16 protein-coding genes are annotated in these 16,178 nt (G+C 73.5%); 4 read left to right on the top strand and 12 right to left on the bottom strand.

Translation table 11 applies throughout. The features are described 5' to 3' along the window. Positions 1-201 precede the first annotated feature (201 nt). The 4 genes from RM446_RS17375 to RM446_RS17360 form a co-directional block, all read right to left on the bottom strand. Entirely contained in the window at positions 202-618 is a 417-nt protein-coding gene (locus RM446_RS17375; protein ID WP_311546384.1) for an ABATE domain-containing protein, read from the bottom strand. A gap of 135 nt (positions 619-753) precedes the next feature. Beyond that, positions 754-1,980, bottom strand: a complete 1,227-nt coding sequence (mshC, locus tag RM446_RS17370; protein WP_311546383.1) for a cysteine--1-D-myo-inosityl 2-amino-2-deoxy-alpha-D-glucopyranoside ligase — start codon at positions 1,978-1,980, stop codon at positions 754-756. Between the two features lie 77 nt (positions 1,981-2,057). Further along, positions 2,058-2,333, bottom strand: a complete 276-nt coding sequence (locus RM446_RS17365; protein ID WP_311546382.1) for a hypothetical protein — start codon at positions 2,331-2,333, stop codon at positions 2,058-2,060. Between the two features lie 248 nt (positions 2,334-2,581). Further along, a complete protein-coding gene (locus RM446_RS17360) occupies positions 2,582-3,397 on the bottom strand; it encodes an NRDE family protein (RefSeq protein ID WP_311546381.1) in 816 nt (271 codons plus the stop codon). A gap of 241 nt (positions 3,398-3,638) precedes the next feature. Between RM446_RS17360 and RM446_RS17355 the strand changes: the two genes are divergently transcribed. Next, positions 3,639-4,073 (top strand): VOC family protein, encoded by a 435-nt coding sequence (locus RM446_RS17355; RefSeq protein ID WP_311546380.1) that lies wholly within the window; start codon positions 3,639-3,641, stop codon positions 4,071-4,073. Positions 4,074-4,209: 136 nt separating this feature from the next. On the opposite strand, the gene RM446_RS17350 is transcribed toward RM446_RS17355, so the two are convergent. The 4 genes from RM446_RS17350 to RM446_RS17335 are packed head-to-tail and all read right to left on the bottom strand — an operon-like array spanning position 4,210 to position 7,547. Then, positions 4,210-4,956: an SCO1664 family protein gene (locus RM446_RS17350; protein ID WP_311546379.1), complete on the bottom strand. Its 747-nt coding sequence runs from the start codon at positions 4,954-4,956 to the stop codon at positions 4,210-4,212. 46 nt (positions 4,957-5,002) lie between these two features. Next, complete coding sequence (locus RM446_RS17345) at positions 5,003-5,569, bottom strand: DUF3090 family protein (RefSeq protein WP_311546378.1); 567 nt, start codon at positions 5,567-5,569, stop codon at positions 5,003-5,005. Positions 5,570-5,593: 24 nt separating this feature from the next. After that, positions 5,594-6,370, bottom strand: a complete 777-nt coding sequence (locus RM446_RS17340; protein ID WP_311546377.1) for a histidine phosphatase family protein — start codon at positions 6,368-6,370, stop codon at positions 5,594-5,596. Positions 6,371-6,392: 22 nt separating this feature from the next. Continuing rightward, on the bottom strand, positions 6,393-7,547 hold the full coding sequence (locus RM446_RS17335) for an undecaprenyl-diphosphate phosphatase (protein WP_311546376.1): 1,155 nt from the start codon (positions 7,545-7,547) through the stop codon (positions 6,393-6,395). 371 nt (positions 7,548-7,918) lie between these two features. Here RM446_RS17335 and RM446_RS17330 point away from each other — a divergent pair, with 371 nt between their 5' ends. Then, on the top strand, positions 7,919-8,893 hold the full coding sequence (locus RM446_RS17330) for an aldo/keto reductase (RefSeq protein WP_311546375.1): 975 nt from the start codon (positions 7,919-7,921) through the stop codon (positions 8,891-8,893). Positions 8,894-9,017: 124 nt separating this feature from the next. Beyond that, the gene (locus tag RM446_RS17325; protein ID WP_311546374.1) at positions 9,018-10,904 is read left to right on the top strand and encodes a helix-hairpin-helix domain-containing protein; all 1,887 of its coding nucleotides are present in this window, start codon (positions 9,018-9,020) and stop codon (positions 10,902-10,904) included. 268 nt (positions 10,905-11,172) lie between these two features. Here RM446_RS17325 and RM446_RS17320 read toward each other — a convergent pair whose 3' ends face one another. The 3 genes from RM446_RS17320 to fabG form a co-directional block, all read right to left on the bottom strand. Continuing rightward, positions 11,173-11,934 carry an SDR family NAD(P)-dependent oxidoreductase gene (locus tag RM446_RS17320; protein WP_311546373.1) on the bottom strand — a complete coding sequence of 254 codons (762 nt, stop codon included), beginning with the start codon at positions 11,932-11,934 and terminating at the stop codon, positions 11,173-11,175. Positions 11,935-12,056: 122 nt separating this feature from the next. Beyond that, positions 12,057-12,821, bottom strand: a complete 765-nt coding sequence (gene fabI, locus RM446_RS17315; protein ID WP_311546372.1) for an enoyl-ACP reductase FabI — start codon at positions 12,819-12,821, stop codon at positions 12,057-12,059. Between the two features lie 104 nt (positions 12,822-12,925). Next, positions 12,926-13,630, bottom strand: coding sequence for a 3-oxoacyl-[acyl-carrier-protein] reductase (fabG, locus tag RM446_RS17310; protein ID WP_311546371.1), 705 nt, complete (start codon positions 13,628-13,630; stop codon positions 12,926-12,928). A gap of 313 nt (positions 13,631-13,943) precedes the next feature. Here fabG and RM446_RS17305 point away from each other — a divergent pair, with 313 nt between their 5' ends. Next, on the top strand, positions 13,944-14,963 hold the full coding sequence (locus RM446_RS17305) for a glutathione S-transferase family protein (protein ID WP_311546370.1): 1,020 nt from the start codon (positions 13,944-13,946) through the stop codon (positions 14,961-14,963). Here the strand turns inward: RM446_RS17305 and RM446_RS17300 are convergent. After that, on the bottom strand, positions 14,941-15,972 hold the full coding sequence (locus tag RM446_RS17300) for a phosphotransferase family protein (RefSeq protein ID WP_311546369.1): 1,032 nt from the start codon (positions 15,970-15,972) through the stop codon (positions 14,941-14,943). The genes RM446_RS17305 and RM446_RS17300 overlap by 23 nt on opposite strands. Positions 15,973-16,178 lie beyond the last annotated feature (206 nt).

Genomic DNA, 16,178 nt, shown 5'->3' with positions numbered 1-16,178 from the left:
GGGGCCGGGCCCGGGGCGGGCCGCCGGACCTGTTCCCGGACGCCGGTTCCCCGTCCGGAGATCCGCCGACGCTCACTGCGCCGGCGCGCGACCCCTGCCGCCGCGGTTCCGGTGCGCCTCCGGGTTTGCCCGGTGCAGCGGAGGGGCCGCGGTTCGGCTCACCGGCGGTCCGGGGTATGGCCATTCAGGCGGGCGGCCGGGTCAGACGCGGATGGTGCGCCACTCGCCGGTCGCCAGTAGCGTCGCCCAGGCGGCCGCGATCCGTGCCAGGCCGCGGCGGACCTCGTCGACGACGGCGGGCGCCAGCAGCTGCAGCGGGTCCTCCGGTGGCTCCAGCCGCACGGTGACGCGCAGTCCGTCGAGGATCCGCTGCCCGCGCACGAGGGCTTCCTCGTCGAAGGCGGATCCCCCGGCGCGCCGCAGCAGCGCAGTGATGGCGTCGCGCAGCGAGACCGCCTCCTCGAAGTCGGCCAGCGTGATCGGGATGGCCCCTTCGGCCACCAGCCGGTGCTTGCGGAGGAACGCGGCGAGGTCCGCGCGGTCGGCGAGCCCGTCGCCGGTCCCGACGAACGCCTGGATGAGGGATGCCGCGGAAGTCTGCTCTGTGGGGGTGGTCATGGCCACCATCCCACCACGGACGGACACGTGGTCGTGGCCTGCGCGGGCCTCTCGTCCACTTGTGGCCGCACGCCCGGCCAATGCGCACGGGGCCGCGGTCCGCGGACGGGTGATCATCCGGTTCCCCACAGGCTGTTAGAGCCGCACTCCCAGGAGCGTGTCGGCGGTGTCGCGCATCAGGGCGGGGGCGGCAGGGTCGTCCCCGCCTCCGGCCAGGGCGCTGTCGGCCCACTCGTCGAGGGCGGCGAGCGCCGCGGCGGTGTCCAGGTCGTCCGCCAGCGCCGCGCGGACACGCTCCAGGGCAGGCGTCGCGTCCGGTCCGGCCGCCAGGTCGGCGGCCGCGCGCCAGCGGTCCAGGCGCCGCGCGCCCTGCTGCAGCACGTCCTCACTCCACTGCCAGGCGGTGCGGTAGTGGAACGGCAGCATGGCCAGCCGCGCCGCCATCGGGTCCACCCCGCGCTTGCGCAGTTCCGAGGCGAAGACCAGGTTGCCGCGCGACTTCGACATCTTCGCGCCGTCGAGCCCGACCATGCCCACGTGCATGTAGGTCTGGGCGTGCGGACCGGTGCCGGTGGCGCAGCGCGCTTCGGCCGCCCCCATCTCGTGGTGCGGGAAGACGAGGTCGTCGCCGCCACCGTTGATATCGAAGGCGATGCCCAGTTCGTTGAGCGAGATCGCGCTGCACTCGACGTGCCAGCCGGGGCGGCCGCGCCCCAGCGTGGTGTCCCAGGCGGGCTCGCCGGGGCGCTCGGCGCGCCACAGCAGCCAGTCCAGGGGGTCCTTCTTGCCGGGGCGCCGGGGGTCGCCGCCCCGTTCGGGGAACAGCTCCAGCATCCGGTCCCGGTCCATCCCGCCGACCTCGCCGAACTTGGCGGCCTCGGCGACGGAGAAGTAGACGTCGCCTTCGAGCTCGTAGGAGGCGCCCGCGGCGCGGATGCGCTCGACGAAGTCGGCGATCAGCTGCACCGACTCCACGACGCCGACGTAGGCGCGCGGCGGCAGGATTCGCAGCGCCGCCATGTCCTCGCGGAAGACGTCGATCTCGCGTTCGGCGAGTTCGCGCCAGTCCTCGCCGTTGTCCCGGGCTCGCTCCAGCAGGGGGTCGTCGACGTCGGTGACGTTCTGCACATAGTCGACCCGGTGCCCGGCGTCGCGCAGTACCCGCTGCACCAGGTCGAAGGCCAGGTAGGTGAAGGCGTGCCCGAGGTGGGCGGCGTCGTAGGGAGTGATCCCGCAGACGTACATCCGGGCCGTGGGACCGGGATCGAGCCGGCGGAGGGCTCCTGAGACGGTGTCGTGGACACGGAGCGGACCGCCGTTGCCGGGCAGGCGGAGGAGGTCTGGAGCGGGCCAAGAGCGCATAGCTCGAGGATATCGGCCGCTTTGTGCGCGGAATCCCCGGAGCACCGTAGTTTCGGCCACGCTCGGCGCGCCCCGCGTCAGCGACGGCGGTGGGAGCCGGCGATGCAGCCGGCCGCGGCGGCCGCCGCCAGCGCGCACAGCAGGGCGGACGTGTGGTTTCCCGCGCTCCAGTGCAGCAGCCCGGCGGGGAACGCCACTACGTAGAGCAGCCAGTAGCTGGCTCTCTCCAGTACGCCGGCTCTCCGGCGGGCCGGCCCCTGCCCCGGACCCGCGGTGCGCTCGGCCGAGGCGCGCTCCGCCGCGGCAGGCCGTCGCCGGCCGGCGCGGCTCGGCCATGCCTGCCTTGGCGCCATGGTCCCCACCCGCCCCTCGATCGAGACGCTGCGTGCGCCCTTCGGACGGGTCCGCGTCCGACACGGTTCCCGGCAACCGACGGGAAGCCGCGCCGTTCGAGGCGGACGCGCCCGCTCCGGGCCTGGTCACGGGACCGCCATGGCAGCGGCGCGCACAGGGTCCCGGGCCTGGTAGACGCCTGCCTCGGGCACGCGGTTTACCTGCGGGTCAAACGGCGGAGGGTGCGGACCGGTTGGCGTAGCGGCCCTCAACGCACGAGGTACCAGGCCGCCGGGTCGCCGGGACGAGCCGAGAAGGCGTAGCGCAGCGTGCGGCGCCCCAAGGCCGCGAGGGTCACCGAGGACGTCGCCCACGCCCGCCCGCCCTCGAACTCGGAACGGGCGATCAGGGACGCGGGATCGTCCGCGCGGTCGCCGAAGCCGCCGGTGCGGGCGTCTCCGCGCGCGGCCTCGTCCAGCAGCGCGGGCCATCCGCCCCACACCGCCTCGACGGACTCGGCCGCGGCCAGCTCCGGCTCAGGCGGGTCGGGACGGGTGCGCTCGAACACCGGCCGATGGCGGCGGGCGCGCGGCGCCTCGGCGTCGCAGCCGGAGTTGACCAGGACGGTCACTCCGACGGGAACGGGCTCTTCGCGCAGCGCGCCGCCGTCCCACGAGCTCAGCACCGCCCGGTCGGGGTCGGCGACGAGCAGGTGGAAGGGATCGTAGTGGCGGGCATCGCCGGCGTCGAGGTCGAGCTTGCCGCCGGCGGCGGCCGCCAGCGGCAGGCGGCCGCGGCTGTAGCGCGCCGTACCGGGCGGCACCGTCGTGTCGGCGGGGGAAGCGGCGCCCGGCGGGATGCCGTTGAGCAGGGCGGCCACGCCCGGAGATCCGGGGGCGCCGGCGCGGCGCGCCGCCAACCACGTGCCGCCTTCGCGGGCGTCCCGCCCGCCCACGAGGTCGGGGAAGTCCGGCCAGTGCGCGGCAGGGGTCTCCCATGCCCGGTCGAGCATCTCGTCACGCAGTGCCGCCAAGACCAGCGGAGTGGCGGCCTCCGGGTCGAAGCCGACGATCACTGTGCACATACCGCCTCCGCTTCAGCGCGGCCGCCCGTCGCGGGCCTGGGGAACACCGCACACCCCGCCAACGCGCCCGCCATGCGGCGTGTTCCGCGGCGCTGCGGTCGGCGGGACGGTGCGGGCGGGCACGGGTGGCGGAGGGCGATCACGTGGTTCCGGCAGTCGTGTGCCGAGGTCGTCGCGGGGTGGCCAGGGGTGGCCGTGGTCCGGGCATGCGGTGCGGCGCGGCGCATGAAAGCCTCGGCGTATGGCAGAAGTGGACATCAGGGACGTCGTCGTCGACTGCCGTGAGCCGGAGCGGCTGGCGGAATTCTGGTCGCAGGTCCTCGGCAGGCCGATCGCGGCGCGCGTCGGACCGTATGTCTTCCTGGGACGCGGGACGGCGGAAGCCGGTGCGGACGCCGGGGGCGATCCCGGCCCCGGCGCGGGGCCCGGCGTGGTGTTCCAGCGGGTCGACGACGTGGACGCGCGAAAGAACAGGGTGCACCTCGACCTGTCCTGCGCGGACCCCGCTGCCGAACGCCGCCGGATCGAGGAGCTGGGCGGCCGCCGCCTGCCGGAGTACGCCGACGGAGGGTTCCTGGTCATGGCCGATCCCGAGGGAAACGAGTTCTGCCTCGTACCCCGGGGAGCCTTCGACGTCGACGACCAGGGCCGAGCCGACTACCTCGGCGGCGCCTAGCCAGGCGCCTCGCTGCGAGCCGCACACCGGCATCTGCGTCGGCACGGGCGGCCCACCCGCCGGGGCGGCGAGGACGGCGGACGGCCCGGCCCGCGGCCACCGGTACGGGCGCCGCGCCCCTCCCCGGCGCCCCTGCTTACACCGGGGGCCAAGGAACCGCGGGCCAGTCGGGCGAGGGGAAGGGATGCACGCCGTGGTGGCGCAGCAGTTCGACGCGGCGCAGGACCGCGTAGGCCTCCGGCCCGGTGAGGTGGCGGCGAAGCTCCGTGGCCACCGGGCTGTCGGGGTCGCGCAGCCGCCCCTCCAGTGCAGCCAGCCCGGCCACGGCGTCGTCGGCGAGCGGCTCGCCCTGCCACTGCCATAGCACGGTGCGCAGCTTGTACTCCTCGGCGAAGGAGACGCCGTGGTCGCAGCCGTAGAGATGGCCGGTGGGAATCGGCAGCAGATGCCCGATCTTGCGGTCGGAGTTGTTGATGACCGCGTCGAACACCGCCATGCGCCGCAGTCCGGGGTGCAGCGTGTCGCGGGCGAGCTCAACGAGGTCCACCGAGGTGTCGCCGTCGATCCACAGTTGGACCATGCCCTCGCCGAACGGGCCGTCGCGGAAGACGGTCGGCGGTACGACGTCCCAGCCCAGCGCGTCGGAGACGGCGAACGCCGAAAGCTCGCGGCCGGCGAGGGTGCCGTCGGGGAAGTCCCAAAGCGGCCGCTCGCCGGCGACGGGCTTGTAGACGCACCCGGCCTCGGCTCCGCCGGGGGCGGAGACGGTGCAGTACAGCGTGGCGTTGGACGCCTCGGTCAGCCGTCCCACCGGTGTGAGCTCCCCGGTGCTCAGCAGTTCCAAGGCGTCGCCGGTCGACAGCCCTTCGAACGACGCGGTCATGTCCCCGTCCCTAGCGGTCCCGCTTGCTCCGCCTGCCTCGCCTGACTCACATCACCCCGGGCTTGTACCCGTTCTGGCGCGGGCAGATGTGCCCGGCGGGGTCGAGTGGCTGACCGCACAGCGGGCAGTCGGGCCGACCGGCTGCGACGACCTTCATCGCCCTGCCAGCGAAAGCCCGCGCCGCGCCTGCGGTCAGGTGCACGCGCAGGACGTCGCGCCCCTCGGGAGCGTCCTCGGCGAAGACCTCGACCTCCTCGGTGTCCTCGTCGTCGGCCTCCTCAGCCTGCTGGGCCTCGACGATGACCCGCGAGGACTCGGCGTCCCAGGCCAGAGCGAGGGTGCCCACCCGGAAGTCCTCTTCGATGGGCTGCTCCAGAGGCCCGTCGTCCGACTCGGCCGCCTCGGCGGCCTCCAGCGGCTCGCCGAAGCGCTGCCGCACCTCCTCCAGCAGTTCCTCGATGCGCTCGGCCAGCGCCGACACCTGAGCTTTCTCGACGACGGCGCTGGTGACGCGGCCGCTACCGGCGGCCTGCAGGAAAAAGGTGCGCTCCCCCGGCTGCCCGACCGTCCCTGCGATGAAGCGGTCGGGCGGGTCGTACTCGAACACGGACATGCAATGAACCCTAGAGGATCGTGCTCAGCCTCGCGATTCGCCGCCCTCGGTGGACCGGGCGGCCCCGGCGCCGCCGCCCACCGCGGCGTCGCCCGAAGCCTGGTCCGGTGCGGGCGCCAGGCCTTCCACCGAGCCGCCGGTGTCGTTGAGCCGGACGACGAACGGGCGGACGCTGGTGTACCGCACGGCGGTCAGCGAACAGGGGTCGGCCTGCACGCGCTGGAACTGGTCCAGATGCAGGCCGAGCGCATCGGCCGCCACCGCCTTGATGACATCACCGTGGCTGCACACCACGTAGACCGGGGCGGGTTCGACGGCTGTCAGCCGGTCGTTCCAGTCGCGTACGGCGGCCACCGCGCGCGCGGACATCCCGCTCAGGCTCTCGCCGCCGGGGAAGCGGGCCGCGCTGGGGTGCGCCTGGACGGTGCGCCACAGCGGCTCGCTCGCGAGGTCGCCGAGCCTGCGGCCGGTCCAGGTGCCGTAGTCGCACTCGACGAAGCGGTCGTCGGTGGTGACCTCGTGCCCGGCGGCCGCGGCGACCATGCCGGCGGTCTCCTGGCAGCGCTCCAGGGGGCTGGAGACCACCGCGGCCAGGTGGAGCCCGCGCAGCCGCTCGGCGAGGGCGGCGGCCTGCGCGCGGCCGCGGTCGTCGAGGTGCACGCCGGGGCTGCGGCCGGTCAGGGTGCTGCCGGTGGACTCGGTGAGCCCGTGCCGCACCAGCAGCAACGTCGCGACGGGTTCGGGCTTGGGGTCCCCGTTCTCGGTGGAGGGGGACCGCTGCTGCTGCGTCGGGGTGCCCATTGGCGCAACCATATCCGCGCGTCTACGACTCGGGGGCCGTGTCGGCCCGGGGGTCGTAGGGCTGCCCGGTGTAGGGGTCGATGGGCAGGCCGGTCTCCGGATCGATCTCGACGTTCTCTCCGGTGTCCGGGTCGCGGTGCTGGCCGGTCTCGGGGTCTTGGGCCAGCCCGGTCTCGGGGTCGATGGGCCAGTCTGTGACCGGGTCGGTGCTGGCCGAGGGCGAGGACTCGGCGCTGGGCGAGGAGGAGGGCCGGGGGCTCTGCCCGTTCTCCGCGGCCGTGTCGTCCTCGGCCTTGTGCTCGCGGCTCTGCTCACCCTGGGAGGCGGGCGTCTGCGTCTCGTCGCCCACGCTGCCGCCGGTGGGATCCAGCAGTCCGAAACTCACCAGTGCCAGGATGAGCACGCCCAGCGCGCAGCGGTAGTAGACGAAGGGCATGAAGCTGTGCGTGGAGATGAAGCGCATCAGCCAGGCGATGACGGCGTAGCCGATGACGAAGGCCACGACGGTCCCAACGACGGTGGCCGTCCAGCCGGCGTACTCGTTGGAGCCGATGTCGGTGAGCTTGTAGATGCCCGAGGCGAACACCGCCGGCATGGCCAGCAGGAAGGCGTACTCCGCGGCGTCGGCGCGCTTGAAGCCCAGCAGCATTCCGCCCGTGACGGTGGCGCCCGAGCGCGACACGCCCGGGATCAGCGCCAGCGTCTGGAACAGCCCGTAGACCAGGCCGCGGCTCACCGTCAGGTCGACGAGGGTGCGGTGCTTGCGCGTATACCGGTCGGCCAGGCCCAGGAACACGCCGAACACGATCAGGGTCAGGGCGATCAGCCGCAGGTCGCGGAAGAGGCTGTCGATCTGCTCCTCCAGCGCCAGGCCCAGGACGCCGATCGGGATCGTGCCGATGATGACGTACCAGCCCATCCGCGCGTTCATGTCCGATCGCAGCTCGGAGTCGAACAAGGACCGCGACCACGTGGACAGGATCGCCCAGATCCGCTTTCGGAAGTAGATGAGCACGGCGAGCTCGGTGCCGATCTGGCTGACCGCGGTGAAGGCGGCCCCGGGATCGGGCCAGCCGAGGAAGGCGGATACCACCCGCAGGTGGCCGCTGGAGGAGATCGGCAGGAATTCGGTCAGTCCTTGGATGACACCAAGGAAGATGGCCTCGACTATGGACACGGCGGGCTCGGCTCCTGGGTCTTCGGTCGGGTGCGGGGGGCTCCAGTGCCCTGGCGTTCGCGCGTGCGGGGGCGAACCGCCGCGGCCGACCGTGGGAGCGCAAGGCACGGCCGGGCGCCCGCACGCCGGTGCGCGGGAGCAGCGCCTACGTCGGCAGCGCAGCCGAAGGAGCGGCTCCGTGCCGCGTGCGGGGGCAGACCACGGCAGCTTACTGGGATCTCGGGGTGCGTGACATCCTCGCGGAGCCCCGGCGGCGCCGAAGGCGGCGGGGCCGCTCCGGGCCCGCCCGCACCGGCGTGACTTCGGGTGACCTCGGAATCCCCCGGAGCGGCCCAGAGTCGCTGACGGCGGTACGCGGTAATCTCCGCGCCATGGAACAGCGACAGGTGGGCGGATCGGGGCTGTGGGTCTCCCGTACGGCCCTGGGCACGATGACCTGGGGAAAGGACACCCAGGAGGAGGACGCCGCCGATCAGCTCACCGCGTTTGTGGACGCCGGCGGGACGCTGATCGACACCGCCGATATTTACGGCGGCGGCCAGAGCGAACGCATCGTCGGGCGGCTGGTGAGCGGGGTCGTGCGTCGCGACGATGTGATCATCGCCACCAAGTCGGGGCACACACCGCAGGGGTTCCGGCCCTGCGACCTGTCGCGCCGCCACCTGCTCGCGGCTCTGGACGCGTCGCTGCGCCGACTGCGCACCGACCACGTCGACCTGTGGCACCTGCACGTGCACGATCCCGACACCCCGGTCGAGGAGACCCTGTCGGCGCTGGAGGCGGCCCAGCGCGCGGGCAAGGTGCGCTATGCCGCCACCGGCGACTTCTCCGCCTGGCAGTTCGCGACCTACTCCGCCTGGCAGCGCGCAGCCACCCGGTTCGCGGGCGCGCCGATCGTCGCGGCCGGCTGCGAGTACTCCCTGCTCAACCGCGCCCCGGAGCAGGATCTGCTGCCGGCCCTGCGTGCGCACGGCGCGGGCCTGGTCGCCTGGTCGCCGCTGGGCCGCGGAGTGCTCAGCGCCCAGTACCGCAACGGGGTCCCCGGCGACTCCCGGGCGGCCCGCCAGCACATGGCCGGCTACGTCGAGCCGTATCTGGACGAACGCAGCCGGCGCATCGTCGAATCGGTCTGCACGGCCGCCGAAGGGCTGGGCGTCTCGCCGCTGGCTGTGGCCCTGAGCTGGGTCCGCGACCGCGCGGGCGTGTCGGCCGCCGCGGTGGGTCCGCGCACGACCGCCCAGCTGGAGGAGATCCTGTCGATGGAGAGCGTGGAGCTGCCCCGGGAGATCCGCGACGCGCTGGACGACGCGTCGTCGGCACCCGAGCCGGAGTCGTCCCCGCGCTGAGCCCCTGACGGCGCCCCGGGCATCGAGTGGGCGGGATCCGGGGGTGTGGGCGTCGGCGACCGGGAGTCAGCCGGGTCGCTAAGCTCCGAAGGGCAGGGACCACCGTCGGAGAGGACCGTTCACCATGTCCGCCACCCCCGGATCCGAGGCGCCGACGCCGGTGCCGACACCGCAGGGCCCCGCAGGCGGTCCGGGTCCGGCGGCGGATCCCGGCGGGGAGACCGCCGGCCGTGTCCGGGCGGCGCTGGAGCGGATGGGAGCGCCCGCCGCGCTCGCGGATCCCCTGGTGGCGGCGCTGGGTCCCGACGCCGGCGCCGAGGTCTCCGCCGACCCCTGGCGCCTGCTGGCCGTCAGCGGGGTGACCTTGGAGCAGGCCGACTTCTGCGCCCGGCGCGCGCTGGGCGACGAAGCCTCCCCCGACGACCCGCGGCGCGGGCGGGCGCTGGCCGCGCACCTGCTGCGCCGTGCCGCGCGTGAGGGCCATACGGCGCTGGAGGAGCAGCGCCTCGCCGGCGCGCTCCGGTCGGCGGGCGTCCGCTCGGTGGAACCGGCGATGAACGCGGCACTGGACGCGGGCGAGGTCATGCTCTTCGAGATGTTCGACGAGCCCGACGACGACTTCGACGAGGGCGACCCGGGCGAGATGCCCGACCCCGACCGCTGGTACGCCCTCACGCGCCTGGGCTTGGCCGAACAGGATCTGGGCGAGAGCCTGGTCCGCCTCGTCGGCACGAGCGAGCCGATCATGGACTCCGCCACCGCCGCCGAGACCGTCGAGGCCACCGCCGAGCGCCTCGGCGCCCCGGTCGACCCGCGCACCGCCGCGGCGCTGGTGACCGTGGCGCTGCGCGGGGTCTGCGTGCTCGAACACGGCGCGGGCGCCGACACCGCTGTCGCCCACACCATCGCCTGCGCCGCCGCCATCGCCGCCGACAGCGAGGTCGGCATCGCGGTCGCCGCGCCCACCTCCCAGGCCGCCGCCGACCTGAACGCCGCGCTCGCCGGACTCGGCGCCGGTGACAGCGCGACCGCCGTGCCGCTCGCCTCCCTGCTCGAAACCCGCGCCCGGGGTGTGCACGCGCGCGGCTCCGAGCGGCCGATCGAGGCGGGGCTCGTGGTGGTGGCCGGCGCGATGTGGCTGGACGTCGAGCGCGCCGCCGCTCTGGTCGACGCCTGCGCCGACGGCACGCACCTCGTGCTGCTGGCCGACCGCGCCCAGGCGCCCTCTGCGGCGCCCGGCAACGTCGCGGCCGACCTGGCCTCCTCGCGTACCGTGCACGTCGCCGAGCTTCCGGACGACCCGGACTCCGGGCCCATCGCGCGTACGGCGGCAGGCGTGGCGAACGGCGAACTGGACGAGGCCTCGTCTCCGGGGCGCGAGGTGGTGGTCGTCCCTGCCGGCTCCGCCACGGCCGCCGCCCACCGCACCGTGCAGCTCATCACCGACTCGATCCCCCGAGCCCTGGAGATACCGCCCGAGCAGGTGCAGATCGTCACCGCCACCCGGGGCGGAGAGGCGGGGGCCGACGCGCTGAACACAGCGTGCAAGGAGCGCTTCAACCCGGGGCCCGGTACCTACGGCGGTCTGGACGCCGGGGACCGGGTGCTGGTCACCGCCGACGGGCCGGGCTACGCAGCAGGCGACGTCGGCTACCTGCGCGTCGGCACGGACAGCGGCGGCTCCGGCGGGGAATCCGGCGGTACGGGCCGCCCGGTCCCGGCGGTCGAGCTGCCCGGCGGCGCGCTGTGCCCGGTGGCCGATCCCGCGCACCTGCGCCCGGGCTGGGCCGTCACGGTCGCGGCCGCGCACGGCAGCCGGTGGACCGCGGTCGTCGCCGTGTTCCCGCCGGAGACCCGGGCCTCGCGGCCACAGGCCTACACGGCGATGGCGGCGGCACGGCGCCACCTTTCGATCGTGCAGGCCACCGGCCCCGCACTGGCCGAGGCGGTGCGGGACAAGGCGGCGCTGCCGCGCCACACGCGCCTGGCACAGGTACTGCGCGAAGGCTGAGGCCCCGTCCGCTGTATCCCGTCGATCTTGTAGCCATCGTGAAGGAAAACGATTTCCAGTGACGATGGCTACAAGCTGTGTGGGGCCTCCCTCTGGTCGGCGGTACCGGAGGAACAAAACGAGGGTGAACCGGCCCGCTCCAGACCCACTTCAGGGAATGTCACGGAACGATAACGGGATTTCGTGAGTGTCTCGCGATGGAGTGCGTTTGCCCAGGTCAGAGGTGCTAGCTCCGCTGTTTTGGGAATAGATCGGTGGTGCGCCGAGCTCAGACCCGGTCGACGAACCCGCCGTCGACCACCAGGTTGGCGCCCGTGATGAACGACGCCGCCGGGCCGGAGAGGAAGGCGACCGCGCGGGCGACCTCCTCGGGGCGGCCGAGGCGCCCCACGGGGATGCGGTCGCGGATGCTGTTGTAGAAGTCGGGGTCGGAGCCGCGCCGGCGCGCCCAGCCGCCGCCCTCGAACTCGATGGGGCCGGGCGAGACGGTGTTCACGCGGATCCCCTCCGCGGGCAGCCGGTGCCCGAGGGCGGCCGCGTGGTGGTTGAGCGCCGCCTTGACCGCGCCGTAGGCGGTGGGACCGGCGGGCGCGGTGGTGTGCAGCGCCGAGGTGGAGGAGACGAGCACGACCGACCCGCCGCGCTCGGAGGCCGCGAGGTGCGGCCGGGCGTGCTCGGCCAGGTTCACGAAGGGCATGATGTCGGTGGCGAAGCCGCGTTCCCACTGCTCAGAGATCGCCGCGCTGCCGCCGGAGACGTTGGAGACCAGGACGTCGATTCCGCCCAGCTGCGCGGCGGCGGCGTCGACGAACCCGCGCAGCGCCTCGCCGTCGGAGACGTCCAGCGCCCGCTCCACCACCGTGCGTCCGCCCGTGCGCAGCTGGTCGGCGGCGCGCTGCAGCGGCTCGGCCGTGCGGGCGCAGATCGCCAGGTCGGCCCCCTCCTCGGCGAAGGTCTGGGCGATGGCGCGGCCGATCCCGCGGCTGGCGCCCGTGATGACGACCCGGGCGCCGTGCAGTCCGAGATCCATGGTGGCGGTCCCTTCTCGTTCTCTGGCGTGGCTGTTCGGCCGTGCGAACGCGAACGCGAACGCGGGCGCCCCCGCCACTGCTGGAGGGGCGCCCGCGATCCGCGTCGTTCGGCGGGGGAAGTCTACGCGCCGGTGGAGTGGAATCCGCCGTCGACGTGCACGGTCTCGCCGGTTGTGGCGGGGAACCAGTCCGACAGCAGCGCGACCACCGCGCGCGCGGCCGGCTCCGGGTTGTTCGTGTCCCAGCCCAGGGGCGCCCGCGCCGGCCAGGCGTCGGCCAGCTCGGCGAAGCCGGGGATGGAGCGCGCGGCCATGGTGCGCAGCGGCCCGGCCGAGACCAGGTTGACCCGGACGTCGTGCTCGCCCAGGTAGCGGGCGAGGTAGCGGGCCGTGGAGGCGAGCCCGGCCTTGGCTACGCCCATCCAGTCGTAGACCGGGAACGTGACCTCGTTCTCGAAGTCCATGGCCACGATCGACCCGCCGTCCTTCATCAGCGGCAGCACCGCCGTCGACAGCGACTTCAGCGAGAAGGTGGAGGTGTGCATCGCGGTGGCGACGTCCTGCCAGGAGGTGTTGAGGAAGTTGCCGCCGAGCGCCTCCTGGGGGGTGAAGCCGATCGAGTGCACGATGCCGTCGATGCCGTCGACGTGCTCTCGGATGCGGTCGGCGAGGCTGGCGAGGTGCTCGTCGTCGGTCACGTCGAGTTCCAGCACGGGCGGCGCTTCCGGCAGGCGCTGGGCGATCCGCTCGACGAGGGAGAGCCGCCCGTACCCGGTCAGGAGGACGGTGGCGCCCTGCTCCTGGCACATGCGGGCGACGTGGTAGGCGATCGAGCTGTCGGTGATCACCCCGGTGACGAGGATGCGCTTGCCCTCTAGGAGTCCCATTCAAGCCTGCCGTTCTGTTCTCGTGTGGTCGGTGGTACCAGGGGTCGGGGGGCGCGTTCGCGGGGGTGGTGCGGGGGGTGGTGCGGGGCGGGCGCCGCTTTTCGTCAGTGGCCCATGCCCAGGCCGCCGTCGACCGGGATCACGGCTCCGGTGATGTAGGCGGCGTCCTCGCTGGCCAGGAAGCGCACCGTCTTGGCGATCTCCCCGGTCGAGCCGAAGCGCCCCAGCGGGACGTTCTTCTTGATCTCGGCCTGGCGTTCCTCGGGCAGCTCGGCGGTCATGTCGGTCTCGATGAAGCCGGGGGCGACCACGTTGACGGTGATGCCGCGCGAGCCCATCTCGCGGGCCAGGGAGCGGGCGAAGCCGACCAGCCCGGCCTTGGACGCGGCGTAGTTGGTCTGGCCGCCGGAGCCCATCAGGCCCACGACCGAGGAGACCAGCACGATGCGGCCGCTGCGGCGGCGGATCATGCCGCGCGCGGCCCGCTTGGCGACCCGGAAGGCGCCGGTGAGGTTGGTGTCCAGGACCGACGAGAACTCGTCCTCGGTCATCATGGCCAGAAGGTTGTCCTTGGTGATGCCGGCGTTGGCGACCAGCACCTCGACCGGCCCCTGCTCCTCCTCGACGCGCTTGAACGCGGCGTCGACCTGGGCCGTGTCGGTGATGTCGCAGGTGACTCCCAGCAGCCCCTCGGGGGGCTCGCCGGAGCGGTAGGTCACCGCGACCTGGTCCCCGGCCGCGGCGAGCTCGCCGGCGATTCTCCGGCCGATTCCGCGGTTTCCGCCGGTGACCAGTGCCGATCGGGACATTTCGTGCTCCTCTGCGCGCCGAACGGCGCTTCGCGACCATGGACGGAATTGAGAGCAGCGTATCGAGCTACCCGGTGGTAAGTGGAACCGAGGCCCGCGGCGCCCGCCCCCTGCGACGTGCGTATCCGCACACGCACCGCGCGCCACCGCCCTCGGCGGGGGTGCAGCGCGGCGCGTTCCCGGCGTTCCTTTCGGCGTGCGCGCCCGGGCGGCGTGCAGCACCGGCGCCGGCGGGGTACGGGTATGCGGGAGCAGATACGCGCCCGCGCGACCGGACCGCGCCGGAGCCGTCGTCCGCACCGGGAGGCACAACGTGCGCACCGCCATCGTCGCCACACCCGTCGACTTCGGGTTCTACGGCGACTACGGGGACCGGCTGACCGCGCCCGCGGGCGCGGCGTTCCAGCGCCCCGCCTACCCGTTCCGGGGCCGCATCGGCGGCTCCGAGTTCCCCGCCGAGGCGGGTCGCTACCACATCTACGCCTCCTACGCCTGCCCGTGGGCCACCCGCAGCCTGATCGTGCGCAAGCTCAAGGGGCTGGAGAACGCGATCTCGGTGGGCGTCGTCGACCCCGTCCGCGACGGCCGCGGCTGGGCCTTCCGCGAGGGGCCCGGCCACGGCCCCGACACGGTGGGGCACTTCACTCTGCTGCGCGAGGCCTACGAGGCCGCCGAGCCCGGCTACGACGGCCATATCTCGGTGCCGGTGCTGTGGGACACCGCCACCGGGCGGATCGTCAGCAACAACTTCCCCGACATCACCATCGACCTCGACACCCGCTTCAACGCCTGGGCCAAGCACGACGTCGAGCTCTACCCGGCGGACCTGCGCTCCGAGATCGACGCGCTGGACGCCCGCATCTATCCCGCCGTGAACAACGGCGTCTACCGCTGCGGCTTCGCGCCCGACCAGCAGGCCTACGACACGGCCGTGCACGAGCTGTTCGAGGCGCTGGACGAACTGGAGGACCGGCTGGCAACCCGGCGCTTCCTCACCGGCGACCACATCACCGAGGCCGACGTGCGGCTGTGGGTCACCCTCATCCGGTTCGACCCCGTCTACCACACCCACTTCAAGACCAACGTCCGCCGCCTGGCGGACTACCCCAACCTGTGGGGCTACACCCGCGAGCTCTACTCGCTGACGGCCTTCCGGCGCTCCACCGACCTCGACCACATCCGGCGCCACTACTACCTCACCCACGGGGCGCTGAACCCCAGGCGCATCGTCCCCGCCGGACCGGTGCAGGACCTCGACGCCCCGCACGACCGGGCCCGGCTGAGCAGCGGCGGGCCCGGCGCACCGGTGCTCAGGAGCCGTCGAGGTACCTGAGCCCGCCGTCGACCAGGACCGGCACCACGTCACCGATCCGGTCGAAGTCGTCGCCGACCGTCTGGCCCTTGCTGTGGCGGTAGTGGATGCCCTCCAGGATCACCGCGAGCTTGAAGAAGGCCAGGCCCACGTACCAGTCGAGGGACGAGACGTCGCGGCCCGACCGCTCGGCGTAGCGCGCGATGATCTCGTCGGCGTCGGGGTAGCCCTCGGCGGTGTGCGCGTTGCTGACGGTGCTGCTGCCGACCAGGGCGGCGCTGCTGTAGGTGATGATCAGCGCCAGGTCGGTCAGCGGGTCGCCGAGTGTGGACATCTCCCAGTCCAGCACGGCCTTGATCTCGTCGTCGGCGCCCACGAGCAGGTTGTCCAGGCGGTAGTCGCCGTGGACGACCGTCGGCTGGGGCGAGTCCGGAACCTCTGCGCCGAGGCGCTCGTGCAGCTTGTCGATGCCGGGCAGCTCGCGGCTGCGCGAGGCCTCCAGCTGCTTCCGCCAGCGGCGCAGCTGCCGCTCCAGAAACCCTTCGGGCCGTCCGAAGTCGGCCAGGCCGACGCTCGCGGGGTCGACGGAGTGCAGGTCAACCAGGGTGTCGATCATCGACGCGGCGATGGTGCCGGTACGGGAGGCACCGAGCGAGTCGAGCTGCTCGGCGCTGCGGTACGGCATCCCCTCGACGTACTCCATGACGTAGAACGGGGCCCCGATCACCTCGGTGTCCTGGCACAGCAGCACGGTGCGCGGAACCGGGACGGGGGTGTCGTCGAGGGCGGTGACGACGCGGTGCTCACGGCCCATGTCGTGGGCGGTCGGCAGCACATGGCCCAGCGGCGGCCGGCGCACGACCCAGCGGCCCCGGCCGTCGGTGACGCTGTAGGTGAGGTTGGAGCGCCCTCCGGCGATGACCTCGCCGGTGAGCGGACCGGCGAGCATGCCGGGGATCGCCTGCTCCAGGTACTCCCCCAGCCGCTGCAGGTCCAGTCCCGGCGGATTCGTCACACCTGTCTCGCCCATGCGCTCTCCCACGCTCTGCTCGCCCGGCGGCCTGCGCCCGAGCGGGGCCGCCCTCGCACCGGAGGGGGCCGCGCGGCCGCGGCCGCCTGCTCTTTGCCTCGGCCGTGGGACAACATACCATCTGGTCGGTATCCGGACGCTTCCGGTCCAGCCGCGGGACCGGACGGGCCGGGCGCCCGTTCCGGACGGCCGGACGGCTCCGGCGG

It is taken from the genome of Streptomonospora wellingtoniae (assembly GCF_031845375.1).
In the GTDB taxonomy this organism is placed as follows: Bacteria; Actinomycetota; Actinomycetes; order Streptosporangiales; family Streptosporangiaceae; genus Streptomonospora; species Streptomonospora wellingtoniae.
Note: the sequence above shows the minus strand (reverse complement) of the source record. Positions and strands in the feature narration are given on the sequence as shown.

Excerpts from the sequence above, each read along its gene's own strand:
- RM446_RS17375 (WP_311546384.1), bottom strand. The coding sequence starts at position 618 with ATGACCACCCCCACAGAGCAGACTTCCGCGGCATCCCTCATCCAGGCG.
- mshC (WP_311546383.1), bottom strand. The coding sequence starts at position 1,980 with ATGCGCTCTTGGCCCGCTCCAGACCTCCTCCGCCTGCCCGGCAACGGC.
- RM446_RS17365 (WP_311546382.1), bottom strand. The coding sequence starts at position 2,333 with ATGGCGCCAAGGCAGGCATGGCCGAGCCGCGCCGGCCGGCGACGGCCT.
- RM446_RS17360 (WP_311546381.1), bottom strand. The coding sequence starts at position 3,397 with ATGTGCACAGTGATCGTCGGCTTCGACCCGGAGGCCGCCACTCCGCTG.
- RM446_RS17355 (WP_311546380.1), top strand. The coding sequence starts at position 3,639 with ATGGCAGAAGTGGACATCAGGGACGTCGTCGTCGACTGCCGTGAGCCG.
- RM446_RS17350 (WP_311546379.1), bottom strand. The coding sequence starts at position 4,956 with ATGACCGCGTCGTTCGAAGGGCTGTCGACCGGCGACGCCTTGGAACTG.
- RM446_RS17345 (WP_311546378.1), bottom strand. The coding sequence starts at position 5,569 with ATGTCCGTGTTCGAGTACGACCCGCCCGACCGCTTCATCGCAGGGACG.
- RM446_RS17340 (WP_311546377.1), bottom strand. The coding sequence starts at position 6,370 with ATGGGCACCCCGACGCAGCAGCAGCGGTCCCCCTCCACCGAGAACGGG.
- RM446_RS17330 (WP_311546375.1), top strand. The coding sequence starts at position 7,919 with ATGGAACAGCGACAGGTGGGCGGATCGGGGCTGTGGGTCTCCCGTACG.
- RM446_RS17325 (WP_311546374.1), top strand. The coding sequence starts at position 9,018 with ATGTCCGCCACCCCCGGATCCGAGGCGCCGACGCCGGTGCCGACACCG.
- RM446_RS17320 (WP_311546373.1), bottom strand. The coding sequence starts at position 11,934 with ATGGATCTCGGACTGCACGGCGCCCGGGTCGTCATCACGGGCGCCAGC.
- fabI (WP_311546372.1), bottom strand. The coding sequence starts at position 12,821 with ATGGGACTCCTAGAGGGCAAGCGCATCCTCGTCACCGGGGTGATCACC.
- fabG (WP_311546371.1), bottom strand. The coding sequence starts at position 13,630 with ATGTCCCGATCGGCACTGGTCACCGGCGGAAACCGCGGAATCGGCCGG.
- RM446_RS17300 (WP_311546369.1), bottom strand. The coding sequence starts at position 15,972 with ATGGGCGAGACAGGTGTGACGAATCCGCCGGGACTGGACCTGCAGCGG.